At 61.1% G+C, this 24,657-nt stretch carries 20 protein-coding genes; 9 read left to right on the top strand and 11 right to left on the bottom strand.

Annotation, left to right across the window (positions count from 1 at the left end; all coding sequences use genetic code 11):
• Nucleotides 1-102 precede the first annotated feature (102 nt).
• Entirely contained in the window at nucleotides 103-1,305 is a 1,203-nt protein-coding gene (locus tag AC3ISR_RS28260; protein ID WP_192298093.1) for an N-acetylmuramoyl-L-alanine amidase, read from the top strand.
• Here AC3ISR_RS28260 and AC3ISR_RS28255 read toward each other — a convergent pair.
• Nucleotides 1,302-1,670 (bottom strand): glutamine synthetase, encoded by a 369-nt coding sequence (locus AC3ISR_RS28255; protein WP_192298092.1) that lies wholly within the window; start codon nucleotides 1,668-1,670, stop codon nucleotides 1,302-1,304. The genes AC3ISR_RS28260 and AC3ISR_RS28255 overlap by 4 nt on opposite strands.
• Before the next feature lie 125 nt (nucleotides 1,671-1,795).
• On the opposite strand from AC3ISR_RS28255, the gene dksA reads away from it, so the two are divergent.
• The 4 genes from dksA to AC3ISR_RS28235 are packed head-to-tail and all read left to right on the top strand — an operon-like array spanning nucleotide 1,796 to nucleotide 5,084.
• Entirely contained in the window at nucleotides 1,796-2,200 is a 405-nt protein-coding gene (gene dksA / locus AC3ISR_RS28250) for an RNA polymerase-binding protein DksA (protein ID WP_192298091.1), read from the top strand.
• 27 nt (nucleotides 2,201-2,227) lie between these two features.
• Complete coding sequence (gene zigA / locus AC3ISR_RS28245) at nucleotides 2,228-3,433, top strand: zinc metallochaperone GTPase ZigA (protein WP_192298090.1); 1,206 nt, start codon at nucleotides 2,228-2,230, stop codon at nucleotides 3,431-3,433.
• Nucleotides 3,433-4,077, top strand: coding sequence for a DUF1826 domain-containing protein (locus AC3ISR_RS28240; RefSeq protein ID WP_192298089.1), 645 nt, complete (start codon nucleotides 3,433-3,435; stop codon nucleotides 4,075-4,077). Before zigA ends, AC3ISR_RS28240 begins: the two co-directional genes overlap by 1 nt.
• 44 nt (nucleotides 4,078-4,121) lie before the next feature.
• Nucleotides 4,122-5,084, top strand: coding sequence for a CobW family GTP-binding protein (locus AC3ISR_RS28235; RefSeq protein ID WP_192298088.1), 963 nt, complete (start codon nucleotides 4,122-4,124; stop codon nucleotides 5,082-5,084).
• On the opposite strand, the gene AC3ISR_RS28230 is transcribed toward AC3ISR_RS28235, so the two are convergent.
• The gene (locus tag AC3ISR_RS28230) at nucleotides 5,078-5,473 is read right to left on the bottom strand and encodes a DUF3301 domain-containing protein (RefSeq protein ID WP_192298087.1); all 396 of its coding nucleotides are present in this window, start codon (nucleotides 5,471-5,473) and stop codon (nucleotides 5,078-5,080) included. The genes AC3ISR_RS28235 and AC3ISR_RS28230 overlap by 7 nt on opposite strands.
• A 117-nt stretch (nucleotides 5,474-5,590) precedes the next feature.
• On the opposite strand from AC3ISR_RS28230, the gene pdxY reads away from it, so the two are divergent.
• On the top strand, nucleotides 5,591-6,463 hold the full coding sequence (gene pdxY, locus AC3ISR_RS28225) for a pyridoxal kinase PdxY (protein WP_192298086.1): 873 nt from the start codon (nucleotides 5,591-5,593) through the stop codon (nucleotides 6,461-6,463).
• Nucleotides 6,464-6,603: 140 nt separating this feature from the next.
• Here the strand turns inward: pdxY and AC3ISR_RS28220 are convergent, their stop codons facing one another.
• The gene (locus AC3ISR_RS28220) at nucleotides 6,604-7,080 is read right to left on the bottom strand and encodes an acyl-CoA thioesterase (RefSeq protein WP_017739034.1); all 477 of its coding nucleotides are present in this window, start codon (nucleotides 7,078-7,080) and stop codon (nucleotides 6,604-6,606) included.
• Between the two features lie 291 nt (nucleotides 7,081-7,371).
• Here AC3ISR_RS28220 and AC3ISR_RS28215 point away from each other — a divergent pair, with 291 nt between their 5' ends.
• The gene (locus AC3ISR_RS28215) at nucleotides 7,372-9,135 is read left to right on the top strand and encodes a cation:proton antiporter (RefSeq protein WP_463984010.1); all 1,764 of its coding nucleotides are present in this window, start codon (nucleotides 7,372-7,374) and stop codon (nucleotides 9,133-9,135) included.
• Nucleotides 9,136-9,204: 69 nt separating this feature from the next.
• On the opposite strand, the gene AC3ISR_RS28210 is transcribed toward AC3ISR_RS28215, so the two are convergent.
• From AC3ISR_RS28210 to uvrD, 8 genes are all read right to left on the bottom strand, one after another.
• The gene (locus AC3ISR_RS28210; RefSeq protein ID WP_017739032.1) at nucleotides 9,205-9,612 is read right to left on the bottom strand and encodes an SMI1/KNR4 family protein; all 408 of its coding nucleotides are present in this window, start codon (nucleotides 9,610-9,612) and stop codon (nucleotides 9,205-9,207) included.
• A 119-nt stretch (nucleotides 9,613-9,731) separates the two neighbouring features.
• Nucleotides 9,732-11,189, bottom strand: coding sequence for a surface lipoprotein assembly modifier (locus tag AC3ISR_RS28205; RefSeq protein WP_489324530.1), 1,458 nt, complete (start codon nucleotides 11,187-11,189; stop codon nucleotides 9,732-9,734).
• 134 nt (nucleotides 11,190-11,323) lie between these two features.
• Complete coding sequence (locus AC3ISR_RS28200) at nucleotides 11,324-12,085, bottom strand: Slam-dependent surface lipoprotein (protein ID WP_192298083.1); 762 nt, start codon at nucleotides 12,083-12,085, stop codon at nucleotides 11,324-11,326.
• 88 nt (nucleotides 12,086-12,173) lie between these two features.
• Nucleotides 12,174-15,287 (bottom strand): TonB-dependent receptor domain-containing protein, encoded by a 3,114-nt coding sequence (locus AC3ISR_RS28195; RefSeq protein ID WP_463984008.1) that lies wholly within the window; start codon nucleotides 15,285-15,287, stop codon nucleotides 12,174-12,176.
• Nucleotides 15,288-15,431: 144 nt separating this feature from the next.
• Nucleotides 15,432-16,406: a FecR family protein gene (locus tag AC3ISR_RS28190; RefSeq protein ID WP_463984007.1), complete on the bottom strand. Its 975-nt coding sequence runs from the start codon at nucleotides 16,404-16,406 to the stop codon at nucleotides 15,432-15,434.
• Between the two features lie 43 nt (nucleotides 16,407-16,449).
• The gene (locus AC3ISR_RS28185; RefSeq protein WP_192298081.1) at nucleotides 16,450-16,947 is read right to left on the bottom strand and encodes an RNA polymerase sigma factor; all 498 of its coding nucleotides are present in this window, start codon (nucleotides 16,945-16,947) and stop codon (nucleotides 16,450-16,452) included.
• Nucleotides 16,948-17,121: 174 nt separating this feature from the next.
• Nucleotides 17,122-17,994: a Tim44 domain-containing protein gene (locus AC3ISR_RS28180; protein ID WP_192298080.1), complete on the bottom strand. Its 873-nt coding sequence runs from the start codon at nucleotides 17,992-17,994 to the stop codon at nucleotides 17,122-17,124.
• 190 nt (nucleotides 17,995-18,184) lie between these two features.
• Nucleotides 18,185-20,368 (bottom strand): DNA helicase II, encoded by a 2,184-nt coding sequence (gene uvrD, locus AC3ISR_RS28175; protein WP_192298079.1) that lies wholly within the window; start codon nucleotides 20,366-20,368, stop codon nucleotides 18,185-18,187.
• Between the two features lie 245 nt (nucleotides 20,369-20,613).
• On the opposite strand from uvrD, the gene AC3ISR_RS28170 reads away from it, so the two are divergent.
• Entirely contained in the window at nucleotides 20,614-23,487 is a 2,874-nt protein-coding gene (locus AC3ISR_RS28170) for an EAL domain-containing protein (protein ID WP_192298078.1), read from the top strand.
• 162 nt (nucleotides 23,488-23,649) lie between these two features.
• Entirely contained in the window at nucleotides 23,650-24,516 is an 867-nt protein-coding gene (hexR, locus tag AC3ISR_RS28165; RefSeq protein WP_017739023.1) for a transcriptional regulator HexR, read from the top strand.
• Nucleotides 24,517-24,657: the final 141 nt, after the last annotated feature.

Below are 24,657 nucleotides of genomic sequence, written 5' to 3'. Positions count from 1 at the left end.
GACATGTTATATTATAACTATTGAGTCGACGATGATTTTTCTGCTCCGGTCTTTTTTCAGTCATGTCGAGTAGGGACGCTCCTTTTATCTGCGGTATTTTTCATGCACAGACGTCAGCTCCTTAACCTGCTGCTGGTCAGCCCGTTGTTCACCTTGCCGTTTACGGCCCACGCCACGCAGATCAGCAATGCACGCCTATGGCGCTCGGAAGACAAGCTGCGGCTGGTGTTCGACCTCAGCGGTCCGGTGCAGTACAAGACCTTTTCCCTGACCTCGCCGGAACGCTTGATCATCGACCTCAGTGGCGCGGGGCTGAGCGGAGATTTCTCGCAGTTGGCCTTGAAGAACAGCGGCATCACCTCGATCCGCTCGGGGCATTTCGGCAAGGCCGATACCCGCATCGTGCTGGACCTGGCGGCACCGATGCGGCTCAACAGCTTTCTACTGCCGCCGCAGGACGGCCAGGGCCATCGCCTGGTGCTGGACCTGACCAGCGCCACCCAGGCACCTCGTCAAATCGCCGCCGAACCGGCACGGTCCGTAGATAAGGCACACCCCAAGCGCGACATCATCGTGGTGGTCGACCCCGGCCACGGCGGCAAAGACCCCGGCGCCATCGGCTCCAAAGGCCAGCGTGAAAAAGACGTGGTGCTGTCCATCGCCCAACTGCTGGCCAAGCGTTTGAAGCGTGAGAAAGGTTTCGACGTAAAGCTGGTACGCAACGACGACTTCTTCGTGCCGCTGCGCAAACGTGTGGACATCGCCCGTCAGCACAAGGCCGACATGTTCATCTCGGTGCATGCGGATGCGGCGCCACGGCTCACCGCCTCGGGCGCCTCGGTGTATGCGTTGTCTGAAGGCGGCGCGACGTCTGCCACCGCACGTTTCATGGCCCAGCGCGAAAACGGTGCCGACCTGTTGGGGGCTACCACCCTGCTCAATCTCAAGGACAAGGACCCGATGCTGGCCGGGGTGATTCTGGATATGTCGATGAACGCCACCATCGCCTCCAGCCTGCAACTGGGCAGCTCGATCCTGGGCAGCCTGGAAGGCATCACCACCCTGCATCAGAAGCGCGTGGAGCAGGCCGGTTTTGCGGTGCTCAAATCACCGGACGTGCCGTCGATCCTGGTGGAGACCGGGTTTATCTCCAATGCCAGGGACGCTGAGCGGCTGGTCACGGCGCGTCATCAACAGGCGGTTGCAGACGGCTTGTTCGACGGCTTGAAAAAGTACTTCGAGAAGAACCCGCCGATGAACAGCTACATGGCCTGGGCCCAGGAACAGAAGAGTGGCCAGGTCTAACAGCCCGTTATCCGGCTACAGGTGAATTTGGCGCTGCTCCCACCGGAACTGGAGAACCTGTTTATGGTGGTCCAGCCCACGCGCCGCGTGTAGCCGACCCACGCCTCACCATCCGAAGCCAGCCCGGTAAAAAACGTCAGTTGCCCATAACGGCTGTTGGTCTGTGCCCACCGACGTTTGCCGATCACCTCGAAGCCGCGCAGATAGGTGGTGCTGCCGACCGTCGCCACGCTATAGGCGTTGCCCTGGGGGTCTACACAGGCCAGCAGATTGGCGCTGCGCGAGCATTTCGCCAGCAGGCTCGGCGCTTGGGCGCAGGCAGGTCCTGCCGCTGCCAACAACAGGGCGCATACCAGATATTTCATAAGGCTTCTCAGGGGCGCAGATGCTCAAGCATTGCGCCCTTCGTCATGTCGAGCAAGGGGGATTGGCTTATTTGTATTGTTATACTATAACATTAAGCCACAGCCTGACCCGTGAACCGCTCCCCATGACTGAACAAGACCTGCTGGCCCAACCGCCCGCCGACTACATGAACGAAGTCCAGCAAGGCTTCTTCCGCGAGCTGTTGCTGGCTCAGCGCAATGAGCTGCAAGCGCGCATCGACGCCGAGTTCCAGCTGCTGCGCGAGCAGGAACCCAACAGCGACCCGGCGGACGTCGGCAGCGCCGAAGAACAGCGCCAATGGCAACTGCGCCTGCTGGAGCGGGAAAAGAAGCTGTTGGACAAGATCGACGAGGCCTTCGAACGGCTGGCCCGCGGTGAATACGGCTGGTGCCGTGAAACCGGCGAGCCTATCGGCCTACAGCGCTTGTTGTTACGTCCTACCGCCACCCTGTGTATCGAAGCCAAAGAACGTGAAGAGCTGCGCGAACGCCATAAACGGGCGATTTGACCGGCCAACCCTGATGAGGAATACCTGATGTCCAATCGTCTCCCCGTGACTGTGTTGTCCGGCTTTCTCGGCGCCGGTAAAAGCACGCTGCTCAACTACGTCCTGCGCAATCGCGAAAACCTGCGGGTGGCGGTGATCGTCAACGACATGAGTGAAATCAACATCGACGGCAGCGAAGTTCAGCGCGACGTCACCCTCAACCGTTCCGAAGAGAAACTGGTCGAGATGAGCAACGGCTGCATCTGCTGCACCTTGCGCGAAGACTTGCTGCTGGAAGTCGGAAAACTCGCCAAGGAAGGTCGCTTCGATTACCTGCTGATCGAATCCACCGGCATCTCCGAACCGCTGCCCGTGGCCGAAACCTTCACCTTTCGCGATGAAAACGAACAAAGCCTGGCCGATATCGCCCGCCTGGACACCATGGTCACCGTGGTCGACGGCATGAACTTCCTGCTCGACTACCAGGCCGCCGAAAGCCTCGCCTCGCGCGGTGAAACCCTCGGTGAAGAGGATGAACGCTCGATCACCGACCTGCTGATCGAGCAGATCGAGTTCGCCGATGTGATCCTCATCAGCAAGATCGACCTGATCAGCAGTCGCGAACGCGAAGAGCTGATGGCGATCCTTGAACGCCTCAACGCCCAGGCCGAGATCATCCCGATGGTCATGGGTGAAGTGCCGTTGCACAAGATCCTCAACACCGGCCGTTTCGACTTTGAACGCGCCGCCCAGGCTCCGGGTTGGTTGCAGGAACTGCGTGGTGAACATGTGCCGGAAACCGAAGAGTACGGCATCGCCTCCACCGCCTACCGTGCGCGTCGGCCGTTCCATCCGCAGCGTTTTTTCGACTTCATCGACCGCCCTTGGGTGAACGGCAAACTGCTGCGCTCCAAGGGGTTTTTCTGGCTGGCCAGCAAGCACCAGGACGCCGGCAGTTGGTCCCAGGCCGGTGGCTTGATGCGCCATGGGTTTGCCGGGCGCTGGTGGCGCTTCGTGCCAAAAAGCCAGTGGCCCCAGGACGAAGAAAGCGTCGCGGCGATCATGGGTAACTGGCAGCCGAGCACCGGCGACTGCCGCCAGGAACTGGTGTTTATCGGCCAGAACATCGACTTCGCACACATGCGCGCCGAGCTGGACGCGTGCTTGCTCACTGACGAAGAAATGGCCCTGGGCGTCGAAGGTTGGCGCTTGCTGGCCGACCCTTTTGGCCCTTGGTTTGAGCAGGCAGCCTGATGCTGGCCCCGGTAATTGCCCTGCGCCCCGTGATTCGCCAGACCGCTGGTGAAACCCCGCTGGTGCTCGCTGAAATCCTTGAAGATGGCGTCAACCTGGCGCTGTGGCAGCGGCAGTTGCCGCTGCACATCGCCGAATTCGGCGCCTTGCTGGTGGCGCTCAACGAGCCCTTGGCGGATTCCATGGTCATCGAGCTCAACAGCGAAGATGCCACGGTGAACTTGCACGGTTTGGCGGCCAGTTGTCGCGATCTTGAAGGCTACGAAGGTTTTATCGCCGACGTGTCATGGCTGATCAGCGCGTTTGCCTGCCTGCTGGGCGCCAAGCGCATTGGCGTGCGCCTGCGCCTGTTGGACAAGGCCATGTGCCCGCGTTTTCACGTCGATCACGTGCCGGTGCGGCTGATCACCACCTACGCTGGCATCGGCAGCCAGTGGTTGCGCGAAGGCGTGATGGATCGCCGCAAACTGAGCCAGGCGGACGCCGAGCCCAGCGAGCGCATCGAGCAGATCCACTGCGGCGAAGTCGCCCTGCTCAAGGGCACCAAATGGCACGGTAACGAAGGCTACGGTTTGATCCACCGTTCGCCGGCATTAAAAGCCGATGAGCGACGCTTGATCCTGACGCTGGATTGGCTCGCATAACCGCGTAGGATCAAACCCTCTACACGGCCTGAACGATGCCCTCCATGTTGCAGAACATTCCCACCCACGTGATTGCCGGCCCTTTGGGGGCCGGCAAGACCAGCCTGATCAAGCACCTGCTCACCCAGCGCCCGGCGGACGAGCGCTGGGCCGTGCTGATCAATGAGTTCGGGCAGATCGGCCTGGACGCTGCGCTGTTGACCCTGGATGACGATGGCATTGCCCTGGGCGAAGTGGCCGGCGGCTGCTTGTGTTGTGTGAATGGTGCGCCGTTCCAGGTAGGCCTGGGCCGCTTGCTGCGTAAGGCCAAGCCGGATCGGTTGTTTATCGAGCCGTCGGGCCTGGGCCATCCCGCGCAGTTGCTCAAGCAGCTACAGGAGGCGCCGTGGCAAAACGTGCTGGCGGTGCAGCCCTGCGTACTGGTGCTGGATGCCCAAGCCCTGGCCGCGGGCAAACCTTTGCCGCAAGCCCAGCAGCAAGCGCTGGCCGGTGCCGGGCTGTTGGTCTTGAACAAGGATGAAGGGTTGGACGCTGCACAGCGTGAGGCCATCGAACGGCAATTGCCCGACTGCGCACGCTACTGGACCCGCCAGGCGCAGTTGCCGCTGGCGCAGTTGCCGGGGCTGACTATCAAGGCTGGCGCGGCTGTGGATAACTTCACTGTGCCCAAGGGGCTCGCGCAAATGCCGGCGATCTGGAGCGACCCGACGCTGCCCATCTGCCTCAGCCAGGCTCAAGAAGGCGGCTGGAGTATCGGCTGGCGCTGGCATCCGAGTCAGATATTCAGTGCCGAGCGCCTTGATCAATGGCTGTCATCCCTGAGCTGGCGTCGTGCCAAGCTGGTTATCCACAGCGCCGAAGGCTGGGTCAGCGCCAACGCTGTGGATAACAGCCCAGTCGCCTGGCAGCCCAGCGAATGGCGCCGCGATTCACGTATCGAATTGATCTTCAGCGCGCCACAGGACGTGGCGACGCTACAGGCCGCGCTGGCTGCCTGCCGTCAGTGACGGTTCTTGCTCGCGTGGTCCTGGCGCCATTGGCTGAGCTCGATCACATCGGCGCTGGGCAGCGGCGTCTTGATCTCGAACGGGTAGGGGGCCAGTTCGATCTGCGCACTGTGGGCGCCGAATTGGGTGATGGTCCCCGGATGGCGGGTTTCGCCGGTCACGGTGAATTCAAAATTGTAGATGCGCGCCAAGCGTCGCCGCCCCTTGGCATCCTTCACAAACCCGATGCGCTTGAGCGCCACGGCGCCATCGAGCAGTTCGATGTCGAGCTTGGCGCAATGCTGCTTGACCCGCTCCAACGCGCGCTCGCGCAGGCCGTGGTTGTGCCACACCCAGGCGGCAGCGGTCGCCAGCAGCATCAACACGAAGATATTTCCCAGGGTCAGCATGCGAAAAACTCCAACAAAGTGAGAGCAGCTTAACTGTGTCGCCGGTCTGTCGTACAGGCTGCGTTTAGTCGCATACTGCGCGGCCAGAATTTCATCGGTTTTACGGAAATCCCCTGCATGAAACGCACACCTCATCTGCTTGCGATCCAGTCTCATGTGGTTTTTGGCCATGCCGGAAACAGCGCCGCCGTGTTCCCCATGCAGCGGGTCGGGGTAAACGTCTGGCCGTTGAACACGGTGCAGTTCTCCAACCACACTCAGTATGGCCAGTGGGCCGGCGAAGTGTTGGCGCCGCAGCAAATTCCGGCGCTGGTGGAAGGCATCGCCGCGATTGGCGAACTGGGCAACTGCGATGCGGTGCTGTCTGGCTACCTGGGCAGTGCGGATCAGGGCCGGGCGATTCTGACCGGCGTGGCGCGCATCAAGGCCATCAACCCCAAGGCCCTTTACCTGTGCGACCCGGTGATGGGTCACCCGGAGAAAGGTTGCATCGTGCCCCAGGAAGTCAGCGATTTCCTGCTCGACGAAGCGGCTGCCATGGCCGACTTCCTGTGCCCCAACCAACTGGAGCTGGACAGTTTTGCCGGGCGCAAGCCGCAATCGCTGTTCGACTGCCTGGCAATGGCCAAGGCGTTGCTGGCACGCGGGCCAAAGGCTGTGCTGGTGAAACATTTGGATTACCCGGGCAAGTTGCCGGACGGTTTCGAGATGTTGTTGGTGACGACTGATGGCAGCTGGCACCTGCGTCGGCCATTGCTGGCGTTTCCGCGTCAGCCGGTGGGGGTGGGGGATCTGACTTCCGGGTTGTTCCTGGCTCGGGTGCTGTTGGGTGACAGCCTGGTGGCGGCCTTCGAGTTCACCGCAGCGGCGGTGCATGAAGTGCTGCTGGAAACCCAGGCGTGTGCCAGTTACGAGTTGGAACTGGTGCGGGCTCAGGATCGGATTGCGCATCCGCGTGTGCGTTTTGAAGCCACGCCGATAGGCCTGTAACACCGCACAGCAAAAATGTGGGAGCGGGCTTGCTCGCGAAAGCGGTGTGTCAGTCAAAGATGTTCCAACTGAACCACCGTATTCGCGAGCAAGCCCGCTCCCACATTTGACCCGGTTTACACCCTGGGATTGTCAGCGCCTCAGCCTTTGATTTCCTGATAACGCTTTTCCAGCTCCTGGCGAATCTGCCGACGTTGCTGGGCCTGCACGAAACGGCGCTTGTCTTCGCTGTTGTGCGGTTGCAGCGGCGGCACGGCGGCCGGTTTGCGCTGGTCGTCCACAGCCACCATGGTGAAAAAGCAGCTGTTGGTGTGGCGCACTGAGCGCTCGCGGATGTTTTCGGTCACCACCTTGATACCCACCTCCATCGAGGTGTTGCCGGTGTAGTTGACCGAGGCGAGGAAGGTCACCAGCTCACCGACATGGATCGGCTCGCGAAAAATCACTTGGTCTACGGACAATGTCACTACGTAGCGACCGGCATAACGGCTCGCGCAGGCGTAGGCCACTTCGTCGAGGTACTTGAGCAGGGTGCCACCGTGGACATTGCCAGAGAAGTTGGCCATATCAGGGGTCATCAGCACCGTCATCGACAGCTGGGCGTTTCCGGGTTCCATAGCACACTCACGGGTTGTAGGCATCTGTTGGGGGGCACCTCTGCGGGTGCTGGAATCTTTACTGCGCCATCCATAACGGGACGCCGGCGGGCGGCTTGCCGTCACGCGCTGGCCGATCTGTTTCCATATATTGCACCGGCTTTCTGCCGGAAGTCGCGGTGTTAACCTGCAAAAGCCCGTCTCAGGGCATTTCTTACGATTTCGGCAGACTTTTCCTTCCGCGCTTTGCGACATTTCAGCGGCGCGAACGGAAGTGGGAAAAGCACCAGTACCCTCAAGGAGCCCCTCGCCATGCACGCCATCAGCTTTATCCAGGACCTGGCCGTGATCATGCTGGTGGCAGGGGTGGTTACCATCCTGTTTCATCGCTTCAAGCAGCCGGTGGTGCTGGGCTACATCGTCGCCGGCTTCATCATCGGCCCGCATACCCCGCCGTTTGGCCTGATCCACGACGAAGACACGATCAAGACCCTCGCCGAGCTGGGGGTGATCTTCCTGATGTTCTGCCTGGGCCTGGAGTTCAGCCTGCGCAAGCTGTTCAAGGTCGGGGCCACGGCGTTTATCGCGGCGTTCCTGGAGATCATCCTGATGATCTGGATCGGCTACGAGATCGGCCGCTGGTTCGACTGGAAGACCATGGACTCGCTATTCCTCGGCGCGATCCTGGCAATCTCTTCCACCACCATCATCGTCAAGGCGCTCAACGACCTGAAGATGAAGAACCAACGCTTTGCCCAGTTGATTTTCGGCGTGCTGATCGTCGAAGACATCCTTGGCATCGGCATCATTGCCTTGCTGTCGAGCATCGCCGTCAGTGGCACGGTCAGCTCCGGCGAGGTGTTCTCCACCGTTGGCAAGCTGTCGCTGTTCATGATCGTCGCGCTGGTCATTGGCATCCTGCTGGTACCGCGCCTGCTGGCCTACGTGGCCAAGTTCGAAAGCAACGAGATGTTGCTGATCACCGTATTGGGCCTGTGTTTCGGTTTCTGTCTGCTGGTGGTCAAGCTGGAATACAGCATGGTGCTGGGCGCGTTCCTGATTGGCGCGATCATGGCCGAATCGAAGCAGTTGCTTGACATCGAGCGCCTGATCGAGCCGGTTCGCGACATGTTCAGTGCGATCTTCTTTGTCGCCATCGGCCTGATGATCGACCCGCAGATCCTCCTGCAATACGCCTGGCCGATTGCGGTGATCACGGTGGCGGTGGTGCTGGGCAAGATGTTGTCCTGCGGCCTGGGGGCATTTATCGCCGGCAATGATGGCCGAACCTCGCTGCGAGTAGGTATGGGGCTGTCACAGATTGGTGAGTTTTCCTTCATTATCGCGGCGTTGGGGATGACGCTGCAGGTGACCAGCGACTTCCTCTACCCGGTGGCGGTGGCGGTTTCGGCGATCACAACCTTGCTGACGCCTTACCTGATCCGGGGTGCCGACCCACTGTCGTTGAAGATCGCGGCGGTGATGCCCAAGCGCATGAGCCGGGTGTTCGGCCTGTACGGCGAGTGGCTGCGCAGCATTCAGCCTCAGGGTGAGGGCGCGATGCTGGCGTCGATGATCCGCAAGATCATCCTGCAAGTGGGGGTGAACCTGGCGCTGGTGGTGGCGATCTTCTTCGCCGGCAGCTTTTTTGCAGTGCGCATTGGCGGTTATCTGCAAAGCTGGATCAGTGATCCAAGCTGGCAGAAGGCGTTGATCTGGGGCGGGGCGTTGCTGTTATCGCTGCCGTTTTTGATTGCGGCTTATCGCAAGCTCAAGGCGCTGTCGATGCTGTTGGCGGAGATGAGCGTGAAGCCGGAAATGGCCGGGCGGCATACCCAGCGCGTGCGGCGGGTGATTGCGGAGTTGATCCCGATCCTGTCGCTGCTGGTGATCTTCCTGCTATTGGCAGCCTTGTCGGCCAGTATTCTGCCAACCAACAAGTTGCTGGTGTTGATCGCCATAGTCACGGCGGCGGTGGCGGCCGTGCTCTGGCGTTGGTTCATCCGCGTGCATACGCGGATGCAGGTCGCCTTGCTGGAGACGCTGGATAACCATAAGGATACGGCGCAGCACTAGTGGCTAATGTCGGGGGGCTGCAAAGCAGCCCAGCGGGAGCAAGCTCCCTCGCCACAAGCACGCTCTGGATCAGCTTTCCAGCCAGACGTCCCGCGCCCAGTGCCAGACCGATTCCCAGGTTTCTTCGGTGACCAGTTCTTCTTCGCCGGACCACAGCACCACGGTGCCGTCTTCCTCGACGCAGTAGTAGTCGTCGCCGTCCTGGCAGATCGGGATCATGCTGCGATCGACGCCGGCGTCCCAGGCGTTGGCGGCCACGTCCGGCAGGTAGGTGTGGGACTGCGGGTCGGTGACGGTCACCGGCTCCAGGCTGCCGTACACCACGTCGCTGACGGTCAGCAGGAATTCACGGAAGACAAACGGGATGTCGATGAACAGTTGTTCTTCGATTTCCACCAGTTGGTCTTCGTCAGGCAGTTCCAGAGGAACCGGGACCGGTTCGTTGGCTTCACGCAATTGTTCGATGATTTCTTCCACGGCCGGGATCCTCTTGCTGATGGCGCGGTTTATAGGGGCGTTTTATACAGTAGCTCGCTATAAGTGCAACCGTGAAATAGATATTCCGGCACAAGCACAATCCCTGTGACAGCGGCGGATTAGAACTGTTTCTCCAGCTTTAGGCTAATGCTGTTTTTGTCGTAGGAATAAATCCAGTCGATGTTGCTCTGCACCTTGTTGTACTTGACGGTGATGCTGGGAACCACGTCGTACACCGCCAGTCTTGGCGCACGTAGGATGAAGGTGTAGCCCTGCTCATTCTCTTCCCGTGTGCCATCGACGATTGCGCTGTAGGCATCGTATTGACGCTTACGGTACGAGGCAAACAGCACGGCACTCACGCCTATATCGAAGTCCTTGGCGATGCCCAGGCGCACACCTTTTTGCAGGTACGCCGCGACGCGGTCCCGGGCGTCGCGTTCGGTGATGTCGACGCCGCCGAACAGCGTCCATTGCTGGGGCAAGACTTGCCACAGGGTGGCGTAGACCGAGCTGATACCGCCGTCGAGGTTACTGTTGATCGAGTGTTTGTACGTCATGTCCTTGTACTCGCCTTCGAGTTTGAACATACGTGTGGCCGAGAGCGTGTGAATCCACTCGCCGCGCAGGCCCCAGGCGCTGTACATGGCGTTGTCGCCGATCGTGTTGAACTCGTACGAGGGCCCGAATGCGTACTGGTTGCGCGCATCGTGGTAGCTGTAGCCGGCGTTGTTGATCACGGTGGCTTCGTTGTACTTGCTCTCTTTTTCGTACGCTTGGCCGTACAGCAGCGAACGCACGAACAGCCCGTGATGGCCGCTGATGGAGATGCGTTTGTTGAGCGTGGCCTCATAGTCCTGGCCGTGGGCCGACACCGCCTTGGGCAGGGATTGCTTGACCACGTAGGTCTCTTCAGCGGTCTCATAGCGGTAGGTCACGCTGCCTTCGGAGGACTGGTTGAGGTTGTCGCTCCAGGTCGGGCCGATGGCGAATGAGCCTTGCCAGTCTTCGCGATGGTCCAGGGCCTGGATAAAACTGTCGACGGTCTTGCCCAGGCCCATAGCTTGGGCGTCCGACGGGCTGAGGCTGCTGCTGATCTGTTCGAACACGGCTTTGGAGTCGCGATCCTTGCGGTTCTCGAACTGTACCCGTGCCAACTCCAGGCGACCGGGCAGGAAATCGGGCTGGATAGCCAGCAGGTCCTGGTAATAGCGTTCGGCGGTTTCCAGGTCGCCATCGGCGCGGGCCAGGCCGCCGTTGGCGTAGGCGGTGAGCATCGGGTCGTGGCCGGGCAGGGCGGTGTAGCGCTTGAGATAGTCGCGGGCTTGCGGCCATTGCTGGCGCTCGACGCTCAGGTACACCGCGCGGCCCAGCTCGTCGAGGTTGTTGCCGACGCTGTAGACCTGGCCGTCGATAGTCAGCGACGGCGCGGCACCGTCACTCGGCAGTTCATCCTTGAGCAACTCGCGCTCTTGCTTGTTGGCGCGGTATTCGATGCTCTGGTTCAGGCGCAGGTTGGTGTCCTGGTCGGCGGCGAACACCGTCGGGGCTGTGAACAGCAGCAGGGAAAGGGGCAAAACATGCAACGTGAGGGATCGCTTGCAGTAGGGCTGGGGCATTACCGGGCTCTCGAGATCGCTTCAAAACGCCAAAAGCAAGTGCCTGGAGGCCAGGCACTTGCTTCGTGGTGCTACGTCAGTGCAAGCCGCAGTTACTTGGCTACGCCGCCGAAAGCGGTGTCGTAGTTGCGGTTGGTGAACTTGGCGATACCGGCCAGCGACGCGGTGGAGCCTGCACCGAAGAAGCTGCCTTGGGTGGTGCCGGCTGCCAGCACTGCGCTGGTGGTCGGGTTCTGGGCAATGGCGCTGCCGCTGAAACCGGCGGTGGCGGTGTTGATGTTGGCCGAAATCCCGACTTTCAGCGCGGCGTTGGTCAGCGAACCGGTGAGCGTGGGCGATGCGGTGCCGAAGGTGGCGGTCAGGTCGCCGGACAGCAGGTTAGCCCCGGAGTAGTTGTTGATGCCCTGCACCGCGTAGGTCACGCTGGTGGTGGGCAGCACACGGCCGGTGGTGTCGCCGGAGTAGTACACGACGCGAGTCGGATCGTTGTGGGTGCCGTTCTGCGACCACTCGCCGTAGTACACCTGCTGGCTGGCGACTTGCTTGAAGTCGAAATTGCCCAGTGCAGAGTGGGAGGCTGGCATCATTGCCGGGGTAATGGTGGTGACGCCGTTGGTGTCGGTGGGGACCATGCCTTTCAGGCCGGCAAACGTCACTTTTGCGCCGTTGTAAAAGGCTTTTACGCCCACGGCAGGTTGGCCCGCTGCACCCGGGTGATTGGTAGTGCCCGTGCCGCTGGAGCCATCTACAACGATGGTGCCGTCATAACTTTGACCGGAAGAAGTATCTGCTTGAGCAACGCCAGCCAAACCAAGAAAAGCCACTGCCAGTACGGTGTAGTTAAAAGTTTTCATTTCATGTTCCATTGAGTGAATTTAATTAAGTCAACACGTCGAGCATTTGCCAATTTCTTCTTTAGCCTCCCATGGTGCACCTCATAAGTTAGAACGTAGTGGTAAAGCCGAGTTTTAATGTGCGCCCCGGCGCGGGCATGGCCGAGCGTGTCAGCGGGTCGACGTAATAGAGATTGCTCAAGTTGGTGCCGGTGAGTTCGATCGAGGCGTCGTCGGTTAACTTGTAATTGATATAAGCGTCATACGTGACAATCTTGTCCCACGACATCGGTGTATTGATGTAGTAACTGACCATGGGGCTGTTGGGGTAGTTTTTATTAAACTTGTTTTCGTGTTGACGGTAATAAATGGCGCGCCCGCCAACTTCCAGCTTACGGTTGAAAAATCGACCGCCCAGCCCGAGGTTGGCCGACCATTCGGGTTGCGACATGCTCGCCAGGTAACCACCGACAAAGCCATCATCTACGCAGTTCGGTGTACTGCCGTCGGGTGTAATAGTGATGGCCGACCTCTCATCGCACACCCGGTTCTTCAACACATGGGCGACGCTCAGGTCAGTGAAGAACCGCCCACTGTCATAACGCCCCTGAAACTCAAGGCCGGATGTGGTCTGTTTTTCAACGTTGCTGAACACCAGTTCCGGGCTGCGTTCAATCACGTTTTTGGTGGTGTTGTGGTAATAGGTCAGTTTGACGTCGGCGCGTTCACTGCCGCCCCACCCGGCCAGGTTATGGATATACGCGGCCTCATAGTTATAGGCGTGTTCGGGTTCAAGCCCCCATGGGTTGAGAGAGGAGGAAAAGCCCAAGGTACTTTCAAACATGCTTGGGTAGCGGATGGCCTCGCTGTAGCGGATGTAAACCCGACCGTTGTCGGAGGTGTAGAACGTACCGGAAAGTGTCGGCGCCCAGGCGCTGTCTTTCTGATGTTTGGCCGTCACGTCTTTTTGGTAGCCAATGCCGGTATCGGACACGCCGCAAGACACGACATTCTGGCCCGCATTGGCCGCCAGAATGCACGGGTCGTTATAACGGGCAAGGCGCCCTTTATCATCCGCATTCCACACAGCCCGAAGTTGGGTGTCTTCAACCCGCGGCGTTTCTGCCTGCAACTGCTTTACATCAATGATGCGGAACTCCGGCGGAATGCCAAACAGATCAAATGCGGCGTTGAGGTCGGCAACTTTCTTATCAACGGCGGCATTCCATTCAGCATCCGTCAATGTTTTGCGCGTGGTGTAATCCACGCGATAGGCCGTATTGACCCACTGCGTGGTTGCGCCGCTTTTGTCTTGGGTTTCTTTCAAGTAGTCATCAAACGCCCAATACGATGAATAGCGCGCGCCTGCGGTGAACTTGGCAAAACTCACCGGTCGCCACTCGAAATTGAAGTTGTATTCCTTTTCTTCACGGCGTCCCGCGCGCGGGTTCATGCGCAAGGTGTCGAAGATCGCCGCGTCGTAATAGTTGTCTTTGGAACCCAACTTCTCATGTTGGTAGCTCGCGCCCAGGGTCAGGTCCAGGCTGTCGATCAACTTGAGTTTGTTGCTGACGGTCACCCCGGCCCGGTCATGTTGGGCATTGGCGACGGCGGTATTCCTGAACACCGGGTCGGCGGCGCTGGTGGCGTTGGGCACGCCGCCACTTGAGTAGGTGTCGCTTTGGGTATTGGTGGCCCAGAGGTTGGAATAGAAATCCACCCACGGGTTGCCCTCGGGCTTGAGGTTGTATTCCAGGTTGTAGGCTTTGCTCTGCACATGGCTCAGGGGCCACTGCGGCACGCCGCTGGATTCAGCATCGAACTGGTCGCCGGGGCGGAAGAACGAAATGCGTGACGGCAGGATCTCGCCGTACAGCGAATCGGTGTCGCGGTAGCCGAACTCCAAAGATTGGTCGTCGTCGATCTTGAGCTTGGCCTTGGCCAGCCAGGACTCCATCTTGCTGGAGGTGTTGGGCACTTCATCGCCCGGCTTGTAGATGTTGGCCAGATTGGGGATGTAGTCGAACTGGCCGTTGACCTGTTCGCCAGTGGCGTAGAACCCGCTTTTGTTCTTGCCCGCGTAGTGGTTGCCCTTTTCGCGGTAGGCGTAGGCGGCGAGCAGTTCGAATTTTTCCTGGCGGGTGCCGAAGGCCAGGCGATAGGCCGAGTCGCCGCCGGTGATCAGGTTGTTGTCGCGGCTGGTGCGTGGGTGCTTGTACAACGACGGGTCGTAGTAGGACGAGATCGGGATGTACTGATAGTCGGCGGGCGGGCTTTGGCCGGTCATCAAGTGCGGCAGCTTGGGCGATACCGAGTTGTTGCTGCCTTCCATCTTCAGCTCGCCGCCGAATGCCTGGCCTTCCTTGAGGATGTCATCCACGTTCAGGGTGTTGGCGACTACCGCGCCACCCACGCCGCTATAGACGTTGCGCTCCAGGTTCGGGCCCTTGAGCACCTTGATGCTGCCGATCAGGTTGGGGTCGATGTAATTGCGGTTGTTGGCGCCCATGTAGCCGCGATACACCGTCAGCGCCTGCTCGGTGCCATCGATGGTCAGCGGCACGCGGCCGGGGCCCTGGATGCCACGCACGTTCGGGTCCAGTGCGCCGCTGTTGCGGCCGTCACCGCTGTAGACGTTGAGCATGCCCTTGAACATATCGGCGGGGGCGGCGCCTTTGTAGCGTTCGATCTGTTCCTTGCCGGAATACACCGAGGACACGTCCTGATCGTAGATGTCGTTGTAGCCTTTTTCGTCGCGGGACTCCTTGCCATCCAGGCCGTGCACGTAGATCGGGTGCAGGTCGCCTTGCTGGATGCCGCTCATGCCCGGCGCGGGTTGCACCTGGATGATCGGCCGCTCGGGCTGGTTGCCCAGGCTGTAGGTCAGCGCCTGGTTGGCGAGCAGTTGTTGCAGCGCGGCTTCCAGGGATAGCCGGCCCTTGACCGGGTTGCCGTAGGTGCCGGTGAGGTCATTGCTGCCCAGGTACACCTCGACGCCGGCTTGGCGCGCCAGCAGGACCAGGCCTTCGTCCAGTGACAGGGCGGGAACGTCGAAGTCGTGATACGTACTTTGGGGTTGCACCTGGGCCGCGCTGTTGGCCGGGCGAGTTTGCAGCGGATGGATGTCGGCGGCGTCGGCGGCCAGCGCGAACACGGCGAGCTGAATCCCCAGGCTCAGCCGAGTGCGATGGGTTGCCTTGCGCTTCTTGTGGTTCTGTTGCATCTGCAAAACCGGCCTCACTAAAGCAAATAAGAGTTATTTACATGTAGTAGAAACGCAGCAGCAGTCAAAACGCGATAGATCGATATGGTCTATGTATCGCGTTTTATATATGAATGATGTCAAAAGGCCCGCAGACGCGGCCTTTCAGTAGATCAGCGTGAGCCCGGGCAGGTCGAGAATGCGCCCGTGGGCTTGCTGTGCGAGGCGTTTGACGGCGTCGTCGAGGTTGTCCAGGCGCATCACCGCACTGATTGGCACGGCGCGCAATGTGTCGCCTTTGACTACGATCAGCCCCGGCCGATAGCGGTTGATGCGCGCCACGGCATCGCCCAACGCTTCGCGCTGGAACACCAGGCGACCTTCCTGCCAGCTGGCCAGTTCATCCGGGTGCGTGGTGAGCGGCACCAACCCGGCTTTCGGGCTGAAGCGCAGGCTGTTGCCTTGCTCCAGCAGCGCGGACCCGGCCACGTCATCGCGCTGGGCAGGGGTGAGATTGACCTCGACCTTATGCTGCAACACCCCAACCCAGCCTTCACGCTCCTGGCCGATACCGACCAGATAGCGCGTGCCGCGTGCGGTGATGTCGGCGCCGGGGGCGCGCACGGTAAACGGGCGGCGTTCCTGATCATTGATTGGCGATGGGGTGAACACCGCTTCGCCCTGGCTCAGGTTCACCAGGCGGGTCTGATCGTCATAGGCGATGTTCAGGATGCTGTGGCTGCCCAGTTCAACCTGGCTGCCATCCGCCAGGGTGATGTGGCGAACCTCGCCGAAACCGGTGTGATAGTCGCTGTTCAACGCTTGCAGCCAGAAGGGCGGTGCAAGCAGCATCCAGCACCCCAGCGCGAGGGCGCCGACAGCGCTGGTGGCTGTCCCGCGTGTCCAGAGGCTGCGTGGCGGGCGCTGCGGTTTGACATAGCCTGGGCAGCGTTTGAGCGCGGCGGTGGCGCGCCAGGCGCGATCCGCCCGACCGGCAGCGGCGGCATGCCTGGGGTCGGCTTCCTGCCAACGCTGAAAAGCTTCTAGCTCACGCGCCGACAGCTGGCCTTGTCGATGACGCATCACCCAATCGGCAGCTTTGCGCTCCAACGGGTCGGTCGTTTGTGGGGAAGCATTCACGGTTCTGACTGTTTACCTTATCGCTTTGCAAGAGACCCAAGGCTTAGCCCTCCTGGTCTGGGTCAAGCGCCTTGCCAATCCTGGCCAGCGCCATCGCCATGTGTTTTTGTACAGAGCTTGTGGAAATCCGTAAATAGCGGGCGGTCTCTTTGTGCGTCATGCCCTCGACCCGGCACAGCAGGAAGATGTCACGGGTACGTTCTGGCATGCGCTCCAGCAGGCTTTCCAGTTGTTCCAGGGCAAGGGCGTCGAGGGCCTGTTCTTCCGGGCCGCTGGCCTCATCCACCAACGTATCGAAATAGGCGGCGGCATCGTTGTCGAAGCGCTTTTCACCGTAGCGGCGATGGTGGTCGATCATGAGGTTGTGCGCGACGCGAAACAGGTAGGACGGCGCACACAGGATGCGTTCCACGTTCTCCAGCTGGGCGATGCGCAGGAAGGTGTCCTGCACCAGGTCCGAGGCCAGGCTGGGTGTGCATTTTTTGCGCAACAGGTAGCGATGCAGCGCGGATGCGTGTTGATTGAAGAGTTTTTCCAGCACGGCGGCACGTTCCTATGCTCGGGCAGAACCGGGAGAGGGCACGAGTATAGTGAGAATGTTTCTCATTAATCCAGTAAAAACCGCAACGCATTTCCGCCCGGCAAAAAAAGACCCCGGCGGTGTATTTGCATACACCGCCGGGGTCGTTTACTGCGCGCTCAAGGCGCCAGGTGATCAGCCGTTCTGGCGGATACCGGCGACCAGCCAAGGCTGGTTTTCACCTTGTGGGCGTTCCATGTTCCAGCTTTCGCTGAACACTTCGCCCTGGTCAAAGCGCGAGTTTTTCGACACGCCGCTGAATGTCAGGGTGGCGATGGTCTTGTCGGCGCGGTCATCCACACCGTCCAGTTGCACGCGCAGGTCGTCGATGTAGGTCGACTGGAACGCATCGCCCAGCTCAGCGCGTTCGCGCTTGAGGAACTCCAGCAATTGCGGGGTCACGAACTCGGCGATCTTGTCCATTTCGTTGGCGTCCCAGTGCTGTTGCAGGGACTGGAAGTGACTGCGGGCTGCTTCGACGAAACGCTCTTCGTTGAACCACGCCGGTGCGTTGATCACCGGACGGGCAGCAGCGGCTGGCGAACCGCCGCCGAAGATCGAGCCCATGGCAGGCTTTTGCTCGAACACTTCACGCTGCATCGGCGCACCGGCTGGAGCCATGTGCTCCTGCTGCTTGCGGCGACGGGCGGCGATAAAGCGGAAGATCACAAAGGCGATGACCGCCAGGATCAGAATGTCGAAGATCTGCATGCCCTGGAAGCCGCCGCCCATGAACATGGAAGCGAGCAGGCCACCGGCCGCGATGCCGGCCAGAGGGCCCAGCCAGCGCGAAGCACCGCCAGCCTTGGCAGCGGCGCCAGCGGCACCGGCTGCGCCTGCGGTCGCGGCTGCACCGCCCATGCCACCGGCGGATGGAGCCATTTGGCTGGTCTGGTGAGTCGGTGCTGCGCCCGAACTTTTGCCGCCACCGAAGCGCTTGGCGTTGGCGTCGAGGCTCATCGTCAGGCCGATGCACAACGCCATGGCGATGCTAAGAAAACGTTTCATAAAGGGAATTCCCATTTGTGGATTGCACGCGCGCCATGTTGCACAGGTGTCGTGACAGTGGCTAGCGACATAATGTTTCGGGCTTTTGCGTAGGACGGATTCGGAAGTGTCCGTAGGACTTATTACAGATATTGGCCCGCGCTCGTGAATTACAAGGGCGGGCCAATAACCTTCATCCTAGGGATATGTGTCAGATTGCTTCGAGCTTCGCGTAGCCCATCATCAGCCACTTGCTGCCTTCGGCGAAGTTGACCTGCACCCGTGCCTGCGCACCGGCGCCTTCGAAGTTGAGGATCACGCCTTCGCCAAAGATCGCATGCTTGACCTGCTGGCCCAGGCTGAACGCGGTTTCCGGGATCGCGGAACCGGCGAACAAGCTGCTTGCGCTCTGCTGCTGGCCGCCACCGAACGGGCGGCTGACGCTGTTGGACAGGCGTACTTCCTGGATCAGCCCCTTCGGCACCTCGCGTACGAAGCGTGACACCTTGTTGTAGGTCTCGCTGCCGTACAGGCGTCGTGTCTCGGCGTAGGTCATCACCAGGTTCTGCATCGCCCGGGTAATGCCCACGTAGGCCAGGCGGCGCTCTTCCTCAAGGCGGCCGGGTTCTTCCAGGCTCATCTTGTGGGGGAACAGGCCTTCTTCCATGCCCACCAGGAACACATACGGGAATTCCAGGCCCTTGGCGCTGTGCAAGGTCATCAGCTGGATGCTGTCCTCATGCTCGTCGGCCTGAGCATCCCCGGCTTCAAGCGAAGCATGGCCAAGGAAGGCGGCGAGCGGCGTGAGGTCTTCTTCATTCTCGGTGTTTTCGAACGCACGGGCGGCGCTGACCAGTTCCTCAAGGTTTTCTACCCGAGCCTGGCCTTTCTCGCCTTTTTCCGCTTCGTGATAGGCGATCAGCCCGGACTGTTCGATCACCGTCTGCGTCATTAAATGCAGCGGCATTTCGGCGCATTTGGCGGCGAGGTTCTCGATCAGCTCGACAAACACCCCCAGCGCTCCGGCTGCGCGCCCGGTCAGGCCTTTATTGGCGATGAGCAAGCGCATGGCTTCCCACATCGACACATCGGCGTGGCGCGCGTGGTCGCGGATCGCTTCGACGGTTTTCTCGCCGATGCCACGCGCCGGGATATTGATCACCCGCTCCAGCGCCGCATCGTTGCCACGCCCTTCCAGCAAGCGCAGGTAGGCCATGGCGTTCTTGATTTCGGCGCGCTCGAAGAAGCGCTGGCCGCCATAGATGCGGTACGGGATGCGTTCGCGCAGCAAGGCTTCTTCCAGCACCCGCGATTGGGCGTTGGAGCGGTAAAGGATGGCGATGTCGCTGCGGGCGAGGCCGGTTTTCAGCGCGCTCTCGATGGTTTCCACCACATAGCGTGCTTCATCGTGCTCGTTGAATGCGGCGTACAGGTTGATCGCCTCGCCTTCGCCGCCGTCGGTCCACAGCTCTTTGCCCAGGCGCCCGGTGTTGTTGGCGATCAAGGCGTTGGCGGCCTTGAGGATACCGGCGGTGGAGCGGTAGTTCTGCTCCAGGCGGATGGTGACGGCGTCCGGGAAATCTTCGGAATACTGGTAGATGTTCTCGATTTTCGCGCCACGCCAGCCGTAGATCGACTGGTCGTCGTCGCCCACCACCATCAGGCTGTCGCCGCCCTTGGCCAGCAGGCGCAACCAGGCGTATTGCACGGCGTTGGTGTCCTGGAACTCGTCCACCAGGATGTGCCGGAAGCGCTTCTGGTAATGGGCCAGCAAGCCCGGGTTGTCGCGCCACAGGTCGAGGGCGCGCAGCAGCAGCTCGGAGAAGTCGATCACCCCGGCGCGCGCGCAGGCCGCTTCGTATGCTTCATAGATGCTGCGCATGGTGGCCAGGAACATGTCGCCGCTGGCCTGGATGTGCTGCGGGCGCAGGCCTTCGTCTTTCTGGCCGTTGATGAACCACTGTGCCTGGCGCGCCGGCCAGCGCTGTTCGTCGAGGCCCAGCTCGCGGATCACCCGCTTGACCAGGCGTTGCTGGTCATCGCTGTCCAGGATCTGGAAGGTCTGGGCCAGGCCCGCTTCCTGCCAGTGCGCCCGCAACAGGCGGTGTGCCAGGCCGTGGAAGGTGCCGACCCACATGCCGGCCGGGCTGATGCCCATCAACTGCTCGATGCGATGGCGCATCTCGGCAGCGGCCTTGTTGGTGAAGGTCACCGACAGGATCGAATGGGGCGACGCGTTTTCGACCTGGATCAACCAGGCGATACGGTGCACCAGCACTCGGGTTTTACCGGAGCCGGCACCGGCCAGGACCAACTGACGGCCAACGGGGGCCGCTACGGCCTGGCGTTGGGCATCGTTGAGGGAGTTCAGCAAAAGGGAGAGATCATCGCGCATCGGCGCATTCTATGGCCCTCGGCGGAGTGGGGCAAACCCCAATGCCGGATGGTCGATAATTCTGCCGGGGCGGATGACCGGTCGGTCATAGGGTCCAGGCCCCGCCACGCCTCGCTCGAGGGGTCTGGCCCCATGGTTTGCAGGTAAATCCTGGGGGATTTTATGACGTGGAGCAGTTTGGCGCAGACCTTTGCTTGTGTATGCTCCGTCGACGTTTCGGGCTCACCATTATAAGAACACTGCCTATGACCCTCAGTACCGACCTGCTCAGCCCCTCGGTGGCGCCGGCGCAGGTTATCCGCAAGCAGTACGCCACCGAGATGGCGGTCGAACGCACGCGCCTGCTGTATCAGGGCTCGTTGCTGCCCACCTTGTTGATGCTGATCAATGGCCTGGTCTGCGCCTGGTTGCTGTGGAACCCCAAGCAATACCTGCTGGACAGCATCTGGCTGGTCTGGCTGCTGGCGCTGGTCGCGATGCGGGTGATCCAGGTGGCGGCGTTTGATTCGGCGATGCCCAGCCGCCAGGCGCAGCCGGTGTGGCGACGCATGTTCATGCTCGGCTCGGCGGTCAGCGGCCTGACCCTGGCCATCGCCGCCATCGCCCTGGTGCCAGCGGACAGCTTTATGCAGCAGGCGTGGGTATTCGGCCTGATCGGCGCCGCAACGCTGTCGGCCAGCGTGGCCTACGCCGTGAGCCTGCCGGCGTTCTTGTCGTTTGCCGTGCCGTGCCTGGTGCCGGCGATTGTCTATCTGTTCTGGAACGGCGCCCCGCAGCAGCAAGGCTGGGGCGTGCTCGGCCTGATCCTGCTGGCCTCCTTGAGCGTGGTGGCGTGGCAAGTCAACCGCCTGATCCAGCGCGGGCTGCTGCGGCGCTTCCAGAACCAGGCGCTGATCGAACATCTGCAGCAGGCGCAGCAGCGCAGCGAGCAGTTGAATCAAGACCTGGTGCGCGAAGTCGAACAGCGTCGCCAGATCGAACAGGAACTGCGCAACGCCCAGACCGGCCTGCAAGACCGGGTGGCGCAACGCAGCCAGGAACTCGACGCCGCCAGCCTCGCCCTGAATAAAAGCGAAGCGCGCCTGGCCATGGCGTTGCAAGCCAGCGAACTGGGCCTGTGGGACTGGAATCTGCAAACCGACGAAGTCCACCACACTCAACTCAAGGAACTGTTTGGCCTGGAGCCCGAGTACGTCACGGCGATGCTCAGCCACCTCAAGCCGCGCCTGCACCCCGATGACTTGCCGTTGCTCAAGCGCGCGCTGGTCGAGCACCTCAAGGGCCGCAGCGAGGACTATCAAGTCGAGTACCGCGTGCGTCACGGTGCCGGCCACTGGGTCTGGATCGAAGACCGTGGCCGCGCCGTCGAGCGTGCGCCCAGTGGCCGGGTCACGCGCATGCTCGGTACACGCCGCGACATCAGTGCCGGCAAGGTCCTGGAAGAACAGCAGCGGCTCGCGTCGACGGTATTCGAGGCGGCCAGCGAAGGCATCGTGATTCTGGACCCGGACTACAAGTTGATCGCGGTCAACCAGGCGTTCAGCCGCGTCACCGGGTTTGAGATCGACGACATGCTCGGGCGCAACGTCGTCGAGCTGCCCAGCAGCCGCGATGCGCGCCGGCACTTCCCGGTGATCCGCCAGGCGTTGCTCAGCCACGGCACCTGGCAGGGCGAGCTGGTGGAAACGCGCAAGAACGGCGAGCTGTACCCGCAGTGGCTGCAATTGAATGTGGTGCGCGATGTTCGGGGAAAAGTCAGCCATATCGTGGGCTTTTTCGCCGATCTATCCGCGCGCCGCGAGTCCGAAGAGCGCATGCGCTACCTCACCCACTATGACGAGCTGACCGGCCTGGCCAACCGCTCGCTGTTCCGCGAACGCCTGCGCGAAGCTCACTCACGGGTGCGTCTGGGCGGGCGTAGCCTGGCGTTGCTGCACATCAACCTGGACCGTTTCAAGCTGCTCAATGACAGCCTCGGCCATGAAGTCGCCGACCAATTGCTGCAAAAAATGTCACGGCGCCTGATCAACGCCTTGCCCGAGGCGGACACCATTGCGCGCTTGTCCGGCGATGAATTCGCCGTGCTGTTCGACGCATACGGCAGCCTGTCGAGCCTGGCACGCGTGGCCACCCGGCTGCTGGCCAAGCTGCGGGTGCCGGTGACGGTGGACGGGCATGAGTTGGTGGTCAGCGCCTCGATGGGCGTCAGCCTGCTGCCGGATAATGCGCGTGAAATTTCCGCGTTGGTCAGCCAATCGAACATGGCCATGCAGCATGCCAAACACCTGGGCGGCAATAACTTCCAGTTCTACACCGACAGCCTGCAAGCCAGCACGCTGGAGCGTTTGCAGCTGGAAAACCAGCTGCGCAAGGCCATCGACGAGCGCCAGCTCACGGTGTTCTACCAACCCAAGCTGTGCCTGGCCAGCGGCAAGCTGAATGCCGCCGAGGCGCTGGTGCGATGGGAGCATCCGCAGTGGGGCATGGTGCCGCCGGGCGAGTTTATCGGCCTGGCCGAAGAGACCGGCCTGATCGCACCGTTGGGCGAGTTCGTGCTGCGCCAGGCCTGCTGGCAGGCGTGTGAGTGGCAACGCCAGGGGCTGGCGCCGATTCGCGTGTCGGTGAACCTGTCGGTGCATCAGTTGCGCCAGGGCAAGCTGGTCAGCCTGGTGCGCCAGGTCCTCGAAGAAACCGGGCTGGACCCGCAATACCTTGAGCTGGAGTTGACGGAAAGCCAGTTGCTCGACAGCGTCGAACACATCATCTCGACCTTCCAGCAGTTGCGCGACCTGGGCGTGAAGCTGGCCATCGACGATTTCGGCACTGGTTATTCCTCCCTCAGCTACCTCAAGCGCATCCCGGTGGACTACGTGAAGATCGACCAGACCTTCATCCGTGGCCTCGGCCAGGGCCGCGAAGATGCGGCGATCACCCGCGCAATCATTGCCATGGCCCATGGCCTGGCGCTGAAAGTGGTGGCCGAAGGCGTGGAAGATCAGCAGCAGTTGGACTTCCTGCGGCTGGAGCGTTGTGACGAAGTGCAGGGCTACCTGATCAGCCGGCCGATGCAGGCGCAAGGGCTGGCAGATTTGTTACGGAAAAATGCAGGTTTTCCCTGATCGCACCAAGGCCGCCCTGCGGGCTACAAAGCGCCTGCCCTTTGAATCAGAGGGCAGCAGGGCGATTTAGTGATGCATCAGACGGGCAAAACGACAATTCTTGTAGTATAACTACAAGCTTGCTACATCCCTGGCACCTGCCAATAACAAGAGTCCTGCCCTTTGAACCTGTTGCAACATATCGCCCAGTCGCGCCACCTGTTACGCAAATCGGAACTCAAGGTTGCCGACCACGTGCTGCTTGATCCTGCGGCCGTGATGCACAGTTCCATGGCCGACCTCGCCCACAGCGTGGGCATCAGCGAGCCGACCATCGTGCGCTTCTGCCGCGCCATCGGTTGCTCGGGTTTCCAGGACTTGAAACTCAAGCTGGCCCAGAGCCTGGCCGCCGGTGCGAGCTTCGGGCAGTTTGCGATCCACGAAGACGATTCCGTCGCCGACTACAGCCTGAAAATCTTCGACACCACGCTGCACACCCTTATGGAAGTGCGCGAGAAACTCGACCCGATCGAGCTGCAAAAAGCCGTGACGGCCATGTCCCAGGCCCAGCGTGTCGAGTTCTATGGTTTCGGCGCTTCGGGCGCGGTGGCGGCTGACGCTCAGCACAAATTCTTCCGACTGCTGCTGACGGCGGCGGCCTACAGCGATCCGCACATGCAGGCGATGTCGGCGGTGACGTTGAAGCCCACCGACGTGGCGATCTGCATTTCCCAGTCCGGCCGTTCCAAAGACCTGCTGATCACCGCCAACCTGGTGCGTGAAAGCGGCGCGACCCTGATCACCCTGTGCCCGAGCCAGACGCCATTGGCGGAGCTGTCCACGGTCAACCTGGCGATCGATGTGCACGAAGACACCGAGATCTATACGCCGCTGACCTCGCGGATTGCCCACCTGGTGGTGATCGACGTGCTGGCGATGGGCGTGGCCATGGCGCGCGGGCCAAGCCTGGTCAACCACCTCAAGAGCGTGAAGCGCAGCTTGCGCAGCCTGCGGTTGTCGCCCAAGTCCGTCAAAGCCCTCGACGACTGATAGGTCGGACGCGGAGCCATGTGGGGTTGGGCTTGTGTGGGAGCGGGCTTGCTCGCGAAGGCGGCGTGTCAGTCAAAGATGTTTTAACTGATCCACCGCCTTCGCGAGCAAGCCCGCTCCCACATTTTGATCTCCTGTATT

This window comes from Pseudomonas sp. GL_117 (assembly GCF_057835125.1).
This window is presented reverse-complemented; position numbering and strand designations above follow the sequence as displayed.

Bases quoted from the DNA above. Each gene is read 5' to 3' on its own strand.
- AC3ISR_RS28260 (WP_192298093.1), top strand. From the start codon at position 103: ATGCACAGACGTCAGCTCCTTAACCTGCTGCTGGTCAGCCCGTTGTTC.
- AC3ISR_RS28255 (WP_192298092.1), bottom strand. From the start codon at position 1,670: ATGAAATATCTGGTATGCGCCCTGTTGTTGGCAGCGGCAGGACCTGCC.
- dksA (WP_192298091.1), top strand. From the start codon at position 1,796: ATGACTGAACAAGACCTGCTGGCCCAACCGCCCGCCGACTACATGAAC.
- zigA (WP_192298090.1), top strand. From the start codon at position 2,228: ATGTCCAATCGTCTCCCCGTGACTGTGTTGTCCGGCTTTCTCGGCGCC.
- AC3ISR_RS28240 (WP_192298089.1), top strand. From the start codon at position 3,433: ATGCTGGCCCCGGTAATTGCCCTGCGCCCCGTGATTCGCCAGACCGCT.
- AC3ISR_RS28235 (WP_192298088.1), top strand. From the start codon at position 4,122: ATGTTGCAGAACATTCCCACCCACGTGATTGCCGGCCCTTTGGGGGCC.
- AC3ISR_RS28230 (WP_192298087.1), bottom strand. From the start codon at position 5,473: ATGCTGACCCTGGGAAATATCTTCGTGTTGATGCTGCTGGCGACCGCT.
- pdxY (WP_192298086.1), top strand. From the start codon at position 5,591: ATGAAACGCACACCTCATCTGCTTGCGATCCAGTCTCATGTGGTTTTT.
- AC3ISR_RS28220 (WP_017739034.1), bottom strand. From the start codon at position 7,080: ATGGAACCCGGAAACGCCCAGCTGTCGATGACGGTGCTGATGACCCCT.
- AC3ISR_RS28215 (WP_463984010.1), top strand. From the start codon at position 7,372: ATGCACGCCATCAGCTTTATCCAGGACCTGGCCGTGATCATGCTGGTG.
- AC3ISR_RS28200 (WP_192298083.1), bottom strand. From the start codon at position 12,085: ATGAAAACTTTTAACTACACCGTACTGGCAGTGGCTTTTCTTGGTTTG.
- AC3ISR_RS28195 (WP_463984008.1), bottom strand. From the start codon at position 15,287: ATGCAACAGAACCACAAGAAGCGCAAGGCAACCCATCGCACTCGGCTG.
- AC3ISR_RS28180 (WP_192298080.1), bottom strand. From the start codon at position 17,994: ATGAAACGTTTTCTTAGCATCGCCATGGCGTTGTGCATCGGCCTGACG.
- uvrD (WP_192298079.1), bottom strand. From the start codon at position 20,368: ATGCGCGATGATCTCTCCCTTTTGCTGAACTCCCTCAACGATGCCCAA.
- AC3ISR_RS28170 (WP_192298078.1), top strand. From the start codon at position 20,614: ATGACCCTCAGTACCGACCTGCTCAGCCCCTCGGTGGCGCCGGCGCAG.